The sequence below is a fragment of the Bradyrhizobium sp. P5_C11_2 genome (assembly GCF_054049755.1).
In genome coordinates this window covers 1-6,090 of the sequence record NZ_JBFULT010000456.1, presented here as the reverse complement: position 1 = coordinate 6,090, position 6,090 = coordinate 1, and the positions used below count along the sequence as shown (strand labels likewise).

General features: G+C 64.7%; 9 protein-coding genes. 7 read left to right on the top strand and 2 right to left on the bottom strand.

Annotated elements, in window-relative coordinates; all coding sequences use genetic code 11:
* Positions 1–239: 239 nt before the first annotated feature.
* From ACXJL8_RS30910 to ACXJL8_RS30900, 3 genes are all read left to right on the top strand, one after another.
* On the top strand, positions 240–407 hold the full coding sequence (locus tag ACXJL8_RS30910) for a hypothetical protein (RefSeq protein ID WP_456620243.1): 168 nt from the start codon (positions 240–242) through the stop codon (positions 405–407).
* 69 nt (positions 408–476) lie between these two features.
* Entirely contained in the window at positions 477–734 is a 258-nt protein-coding gene (locus tag ACXJL8_RS30905) for a hypothetical protein (RefSeq protein WP_456620244.1), read from the top strand.
* On the top strand, positions 731–862 hold the full coding sequence (locus tag ACXJL8_RS30900) for a hypothetical protein (protein WP_456620245.1): 132 nt from the start codon (positions 731–733) through the stop codon (positions 860–862). The genes ACXJL8_RS30905 and ACXJL8_RS30900 overlap by 4 nt, the downstream gene beginning before the upstream one ends.
* A gap of 33 nt (positions 863–895) precedes the next feature.
* Here the strand turns inward: ACXJL8_RS30900 and ACXJL8_RS30895 are convergent, their stop codons facing one another.
* Positions 896–2,059, bottom strand: a complete 1,164-nt coding sequence (locus ACXJL8_RS30895) for an acyl-CoA desaturase (RefSeq protein ID WP_456620246.1) — start codon at positions 2,057–2,059, stop codon at positions 896–898.
* A gap of 312 nt (positions 2,060–2,371) precedes the next feature.
* Between ACXJL8_RS30895 and ACXJL8_RS30890 the strand changes: the two genes are divergently transcribed.
* Positions 2,372–3,139 carry a serine O-acetyltransferase gene (locus ACXJL8_RS30890; RefSeq protein WP_456620247.1) on the top strand — a complete coding sequence of 256 codons (768 nt, stop codon included), beginning with the start codon at positions 2,372–2,374 and terminating at the stop codon, positions 3,137–3,139.
* A 41-nt stretch (positions 3,140–3,180) separates the two neighbouring features.
* Entirely contained in the window at positions 3,181–3,891 is a 711-nt protein-coding gene (locus tag ACXJL8_RS30885) for an SDR family NAD(P)-dependent oxidoreductase (RefSeq protein WP_456686142.1), read from the top strand.
* Between the two features lie 16 nt (positions 3,892–3,907).
* On the opposite strand, the gene ACXJL8_RS30880 is transcribed toward ACXJL8_RS30885, so the two are convergent.
* Positions 3,908–4,195, bottom strand: coding sequence for a hypothetical protein (locus tag ACXJL8_RS30880; protein WP_456620249.1), 288 nt, complete (start codon positions 4,193–4,195; stop codon positions 3,908–3,910).
* A gap of 680 nt (positions 4,196–4,875) precedes the next feature.
* On the opposite strand from ACXJL8_RS30880, the gene tolQ reads away from it, so the two are divergent.
* Positions 4,876–5,592, top strand: coding sequence for a protein TolQ (gene tolQ, locus ACXJL8_RS30875; protein ID WP_456620250.1), 717 nt, complete (start codon positions 4,876–4,878; stop codon positions 5,590–5,592).
* Between the two features lie 43 nt (positions 5,593–5,635).
* On the top strand, positions 5,636–6,088 hold the full coding sequence (gene tolR / locus ACXJL8_RS30870) for a protein TolR (protein ID WP_279666570.1): 453 nt from the start codon (positions 5,636–5,638) through the stop codon (positions 6,086–6,088).
* The last annotated feature ends 2 nt before the right edge of the window (positions 6,089–6,090 follow it).

Below are 6,090 nucleotides of genomic sequence, written 5' to 3'. Positions count from 1 at the left end.
GCCTTACCTCTCCCCGCTTGCGGGGAGAGGCATAGGCCGCCTTCGGCGGCCGTTCTAAGACACGCCGAAGCGAAGCTTCGGCTATGTCGCTCTTGCGATCCGGGTGAGGGGGTACAGGTCTATCAACGATCTCGCGTGTGGAGAGAGGCCCCTCACCCCAACCCTCTCCCCGTAAGAACGGGGAGAGGGAGCAGGTCGAGCTCCCGAACCGGCGCACAGCTCACCGACACAAAAGACGCATGGAACTCCGCACCCGATTGCTCCTCGGCGTGACCGTCTTTGCGGTGCTGGGCTATATCGGCCTCGTCTATGGCGGCTGCGCCGTTGATCCCGATTGCCATTTTCGTCTCTGTCCAGGCGGGCGCACGTTTTGCGGCGTGGTCCATGCTCATGTGCAGGGGCCATAGAACCCGATCCGTCTGAGCCTCGACTAAGCCGTGAGCGCGCGTTGTCCGCGCGCATCGACGGGTGAGGCCATGACAGACGCCGGATGCAGGCAGATCAGGCAGCGGATCGCACGCTTCGAGCGTGCGTCGGCGCTGTTCGATCGGCACGGTGCCTCGGTGCCGTTCGCGATCGCATTCCTCAACGGATGGCCGACGGAGATCAAATTCTATCCGGAGCTCGTGGTCGGCAACGCCTGGAAGGTCTTTCTCAGCCTCGCCCTCTATCAGCTCGCTGCGTTCGCGCTCAGGCGCGCCGTCTCGTTCGCGACGGCGGATCTCGCCCCATGATCCTGCTCCGCGATTTCGCGCTCTTCGTCCTTCCCGCCCTGGTCGCGGCGGGCGGCTGGCTTTATGCGCTCAGCCTGCGCAAGCAGCCCCGGCCGGGCCGCGCGCGCAATGGACGCGTCCCGACATGACTGGCGCGGTGCTTCGTCGCATCGCCGGAAGGTTCAGCTTGCGGTGGCGAGCTGCGCGCGAACCGACGCCAGGAAGTGTTCGTAGGCGTGGTCCACGATCTCGTTGAGCGATCGCGTTCGCGCGAACATCGCCTTGGCCTCGGCGAGAAACTCCTCGCGGGTCGGTATCTTCGGCAGATGCAGATGTGTCAGCGCATCGACGCCTTCATGGGCGCGATTGAGGATGTCGTGCAGCGTCGGCAGCTGCAGCTGGGCGAGGTCGGCCCGGCGCCGCGCCGATGAGATCGCGTGCGCCAGCTTCGGCGCATCGAACCGTCCGGCAAGCTCGCGAGCCGCCCGATTGATGACCCGTGCGCCCAGCGGCTGCTCGTTGCGCAACACCTGTTCGGGCGGTGCCTTCATGTTCCAGACGACGCCGACCCAGGACAACGCCTTCAGGATGTAATAGGTCACGTCGATCTCCCACCAGCGAAAGCCTTGGCGCACGCTGCTCTGGTAGGCGTGGTGATTGTTGTGCCAGCCCTCACCGAGCGTGAAGAACGCCAGCAGCCAGTTGTTGCGGGAATCATCGCCCGTCACGTAGCGCTTGCGTCCATGCACATGGGCGAGCGAGTTGATGCAGAAGGTCGCGTGATAGAGCAGCACCGTGCTCCACAGGAAGCCGACGACCAGGCCGGACCACCCCGCAACCAGGAAGCACAGCACTGCAAGCGCAACGGCCGGCAGCAGTTCCAGCCGGTGCAGCCACATCAGCTCCGGATAGCTCGCGAGATCGCCGACTTTCACGAGGTCGGTCGCATCGTGCTGCCGGGAAAAAATCCAGCCGAGATGGCTGTAGAGGAAGCCGCGATGACGCGGCGAATGCACGTCGATCTCGGTGTCGGAATGCAGATGATGGTGTCGATGCTTGGCCGCCCACCACAAGACGCTCTTTTGCGCGGTGCTCTGCGCGAGACAGGCCAGGATGAACTGAAACACCCGGCCGGTCGCGAATGCCCGGTGCGAGAAATAGCGGTGGTAGCCTGCCCCGATTGCAAACATGCGCAGGCCATACAGTGACACGCAGATCGCGACGGCCGGCCAGGTGATGCCGGTCCAGATGGCGGCGACGCAGCCGAGATGGACCAGCAGGAACGGAAGGACGGAGGGATACATGATGTCGTCGTGCTGGTCGTCGGCGGAGGCGGGGGGCGACATGTTTGCGGCGTGACCTTGGATGAAGGGGATGGGAATTCGGCCGGCAGCGCGAAACGCCGCCGCGTGTGAAAAACCCCGCGGATGGCGTGCCACCGCGGGGTCTTGAACGAGATGCCTTGCCGGTACCCCCGGTCAAAGCAGTCGGCCGACAAATCGATAATTGAGCATATGATCTCGAATGCCTGGTATGCAAGCACGTAGTCTCACGGGAACCGCGCTGCGGCGCTCGGCCGCTGGTCAACTTGGCGTGCGGGCCGCGGACGACCTATATTCGTTGGCTGAGAAGCAAGCGGCAAAGCACCGGAGGCTGCGATGGCGGGAGCTGCGACCGTGACGAGCGGCGACCTCTGGCGACAGATTCGCGGCGAGGCGCGACGCGCGGCCGCCGCCGATCCTGTGTTCGGCACGGTCCTGGCGGGCGCCATTCTCGTCCATGACGATTTCGCCGCCGCCTTGTCCGATCTGATCGGGCGACGGCTTGCTGACAGCGCCGCCACGCGCGCGCGCTTCACATCATTCGCCAACGAGGCCTTTCACGGCGAGCCGGACCTGGTCGAGGCGGCGAGCTGCGACTTGCAGGCCATCGCGTTTCGCGATCCGGTCGTCGCCGGCCTGTTGCCGCCGCTGCTGCATTACAAGGGTTATGCGGCGCTGCAAGCCTGGCGCGTCTCGAACTGGTTCTGGCGGCGCGGCCATACCGACGCGGCGCTGCTGTTTCAGAACGAGGCGTCGAACGTCTTGCAGGTCAGCATTCATCCGGCCGCGCAGATCGGGTCGTCGGTGTATCTCGACCACGCCACCGGCATCGTGATCGGCGCGAATGTCGTGATCGGCGACGAGGCCACCATCCTCCAGAACGTCAGCATCGGCCGCCGTGGCGAACTGCCGACGCGCTCGCCCCGCATCGGCCGCGGCGTCTTCATCGGCGCCGGCGCGACCATTCTCGGCGATCTCAGCATCGGCGATTTCGCCAAGGTCGGCGCCGGCACGGTGGTGACATCAGACGTGCCGGGCGGCTGCACGGCGGTCGGCAATCCCGCGCGACTGACCAATTGCCCGGAACCCGCGTCAGCGGCCTGACGGGCCGATCGGATCATCAGATTCAATCTCCGGAGAGTGCAATGAAGACGGCAATCGTGATCGGGGTCGGCCCGGACCGCGGGCTCGGGGCCCGGCTCTGCAAGCGCCTTGCGGCCGATGGGCTCAAATTGATCGTCGCGGGCCGGACGCTGTCGGCGCTGCAGGCGGTTGCCGGCGACATCCMAAAGGCTGGCGGCGCGGCCGTCCCCTTCGTCGCGGACGCCACCAGGGAGAGCGACATAATCGCCTTGTTCGATGCGGCCGGCGACAACCTCGATCTCGCCATCTACAACGCCGGCAACAACACGCCGGGCAAGATCATCGAGATGGAGGCCGACTATTTCGAGCAGGCCTGGCGCGTGGTCTGCTTCGGCGGCTTCCTGTTCGGCCGCGAGGCGGTGCGCCGCATGGCCCCGAACAAGACCGGCACATTGCTATTCACCGGCGCCAGCGCCTCGCTGCGCGGGCGCTCCGGCTACGGCGCGTTCAACTCGGCGAAGGCGGGGCTGCGCACGCTGGCGCAGGCCATGGCCAAGGAATACGCGCCCGACGGCATTCATGTCGGCCATGTCGTGGTCGACGGCGCCATCGCCGGCGACAAGATTCTTACGCGGTTTCCCGATGCGGCAGGCCGCGAGGACAGCCTGATCGACATCGAAGGCATCGTCGATGCCTTCACCTTCCTCTATCGCCAGCCCGAACGCGCCTGGTCATTCGAACTTGATGTCCGGACGTCGAGGGAGAAGTGGTAGATCGCGGTCCGACGGATCAGGCGGCAGCCTTGTTCTTGATGGCACCAATGATCGCGGTGAGTATCGCCCCGCCGGCGCCGCCGGCGACAACCTGTGATACGACGCCGCCAACGCTGAGATTTCCCGATTGCGCTGCGGCCATGACGGACGGAAGCAACAACGTTACGATCTGGCCGAGCACGCCACCGCCGACCAGACCGGAAATGACGTTTCCAGCCATTCCGAGATCAAATGTCGGCGAAGACTTGCCCGCGCCAATTCCACCAAGTGCGCCTGAGACGAGGTTGATCAGAATCTGTTCCATGGGGATCTCCCGTATAACGGGCAGCCCATCAGCCACCACCATCGGTTGACGAGCGGCCCATCCGGCACTCTCAGGCGGTTTGCTGATAAAAACAATAGAGCCGTGTCGCCGATCGCGAGGGGAAATTCCGTCGCGCGTGGCACAACGTGCATAACGATGCTTCCGACTCCGCCTTTACCAAATTTCGGATTCGGCGTGTGTGATGCGCCCCGCTCGGACGAAATGCGCCGAGGGAACGCCAACCGAAAAAGTGTGCCGTGTGGGGCCCCCTGACCTCCCCCCGCAAGGGGGGAACCGATCTCGTTCGGGGCTGGCAGCGCATCCGGCAAAACCACGCGGCGAAATGTCCTTTGGGTCGAAAGCCCCCAACCCCCTGCGCTGCCTGCCCTTCCCGCAGCCAAATTCGCCTGCGGTAACCTCGCATTAACCATCGCCGGGCTCTGGTAAGGGCGGACAGTCGCGCCCAGGGCCCGAAGTCAAGGCCTTGGGTCGAGGCCCTTAGTTTTGACATCTTGGCAGGGAATGCAGACGGCCGGCTTTGGACGAGCCCTGCACCCCAGAAAGATCAGGCTTTGAGCGGGCTTGCCGGCTGCGCTGGTTTGCGCGGCCGTTAGGGGAACCGGCAGCCATTTGCTGGCCGGGGGACGTTAGGTAACGATCGCCTTGAGAGGATACTGCTTATGAATCCGGCCGACGTGGCTCAGTCAGCCCTTCCGGTTGCTGCCTCCGCCGACGTGTCGCTGATTGCGCTGTTCTGGCAGGCTCACTGGATCGTGAAAGCAGTGATGCTGGGACTTCTGGCCTGCTCGGTCTGGGTCTGGGCGATCGCCATCGACAAGATCTTCCTGTTTTCCCGCACCCGCCGCTCGATGGACCGTTTCGAGCAGGCGTTCTGGTCCGGCGAGTCGATCGAGGAACTCTACCGCACCCTGTCGGCCAAGCCGACCCATTCGATGGCGGCCTGCTTCGTCGCGGCGATGCGCGAGTGGAAGCGCTCCTTCGAGAGCCACGCCCGCTCGGTCGCGGGCCTTCAGATGCGCATCGACAAGGTGATGAACGTCTCGATCGCGCGCGAGGTCGAGCGGCTGGAGCGCCGGCTCCTGGTGCTCGCGACCGTCGGCTCCGCCGGCCCCTTCGTCGGCCTGTTCGGCACGGTCTGGGGCATCATGTCGAGCTTCCAGTCGATCGCGGCCTCGAAAAATACCTCCCTGGCGGTGGTCGCCCCCGGTATCGCCGAGGCGCTGTTTGCGACCGCCGTCGGCCTTATCGCCGCCATTCCTGCCACTATTTTCTACAATAAGTTCACTTCCGAGGTGAACCGGCAGGCCCAGCGGCTCGAAGGCTTCGCCGATGAATTTTCAGCCATCCTGTCGCGTCAGATCGACGAGCGGGGCTGACGGGCGGCATGTATAGTGTGAAGGGCAATTTGGGCACCAGACCATGGGCATGAACGTCGCGAGTTCGTCCGGAGGCGGCGGGCGCCGCAGCCGGCGCAAGCCGGTCATGGCCGAGATCAACGTCACGCCGATGGTCGACGTGATGCTGGTGCTGCTCATCATCTTCATGGTGTCGGCGCCGCTGCTCACGGTCGGCGTGCCGCTCGACCTGCCGCAGACCCAGGCCAAAAGCCTCGAGCAGAACGACCAGAAGCCGATCCAGATGTCGGTCGACATCAAGGGCAAGGTGTTCATCAACGACGCCGAGATCGCCATCAACGAGCTGGTGCCGAAGCTGAAGGCGATCACGGACGCGCGCGGCGGGCTTGAGGAGCGCATCTATCTGCGCGCCGACAAGAAGGCGGATTACGGCACGGTGGCCCGGGTGATGGGCCTGTTGTCCGGTGCAGGATTCAAGAAGCTGGCGCTCGTCACGGAAGCGGATCAGGGGTCCTAAGC

Bases quoted from the DNA above. Each gene is read 5' to 3' on its own strand.
- ACXJL8_RS30890 (WP_456620247.1), top strand. From the start codon at position 2,372: ATGGCGGGAGCTGCGACCGTGACGAGCGGCGACCTCTGGCGACAGATT.
- ACXJL8_RS30880 (WP_456620249.1), bottom strand. From the start codon at position 4,195: ATGGAACAGATTCTGATCAACCTCGTCTCAGGCGCACTTGGTGGAATT.
- ACXJL8_RS30905 (WP_456620244.1), top strand. From the start codon at position 477: ATGACAGACGCCGGATGCAGGCAGATCAGGCAGCGGATCGCACGCTTC.
- ACXJL8_RS30895 (WP_456620246.1), bottom strand. From the start codon at position 2,059: ATGTCGCCCCCCGCCTCCGCCGACGACCAGCACGACGACATCATGTAT.
- tolR (WP_279666570.1), top strand. From the start codon at position 5,636: ATGGGCATGAACGTCGCGAGTTCGTCCGGAGGCGGCGGGCGCCGCAGC.
- ACXJL8_RS30910 (WP_456620243.1), top strand. From the start codon at position 240: ATGGAACTCCGCACCCGATTGCTCCTCGGCGTGACCGTCTTTGCGGTG.
- tolQ (WP_456620250.1), top strand. From the start codon at position 4,876: ATGAATCCGGCCGACGTGGCTCAGTCAGCCCTTCCGGTTGCTGCCTCC.
- ACXJL8_RS30900 (WP_456620245.1), top strand. From the start codon at position 731: ATGATCCTGCTCCGCGATTTCGCGCTCTTCGTCCTTCCCGCCCTGGTC.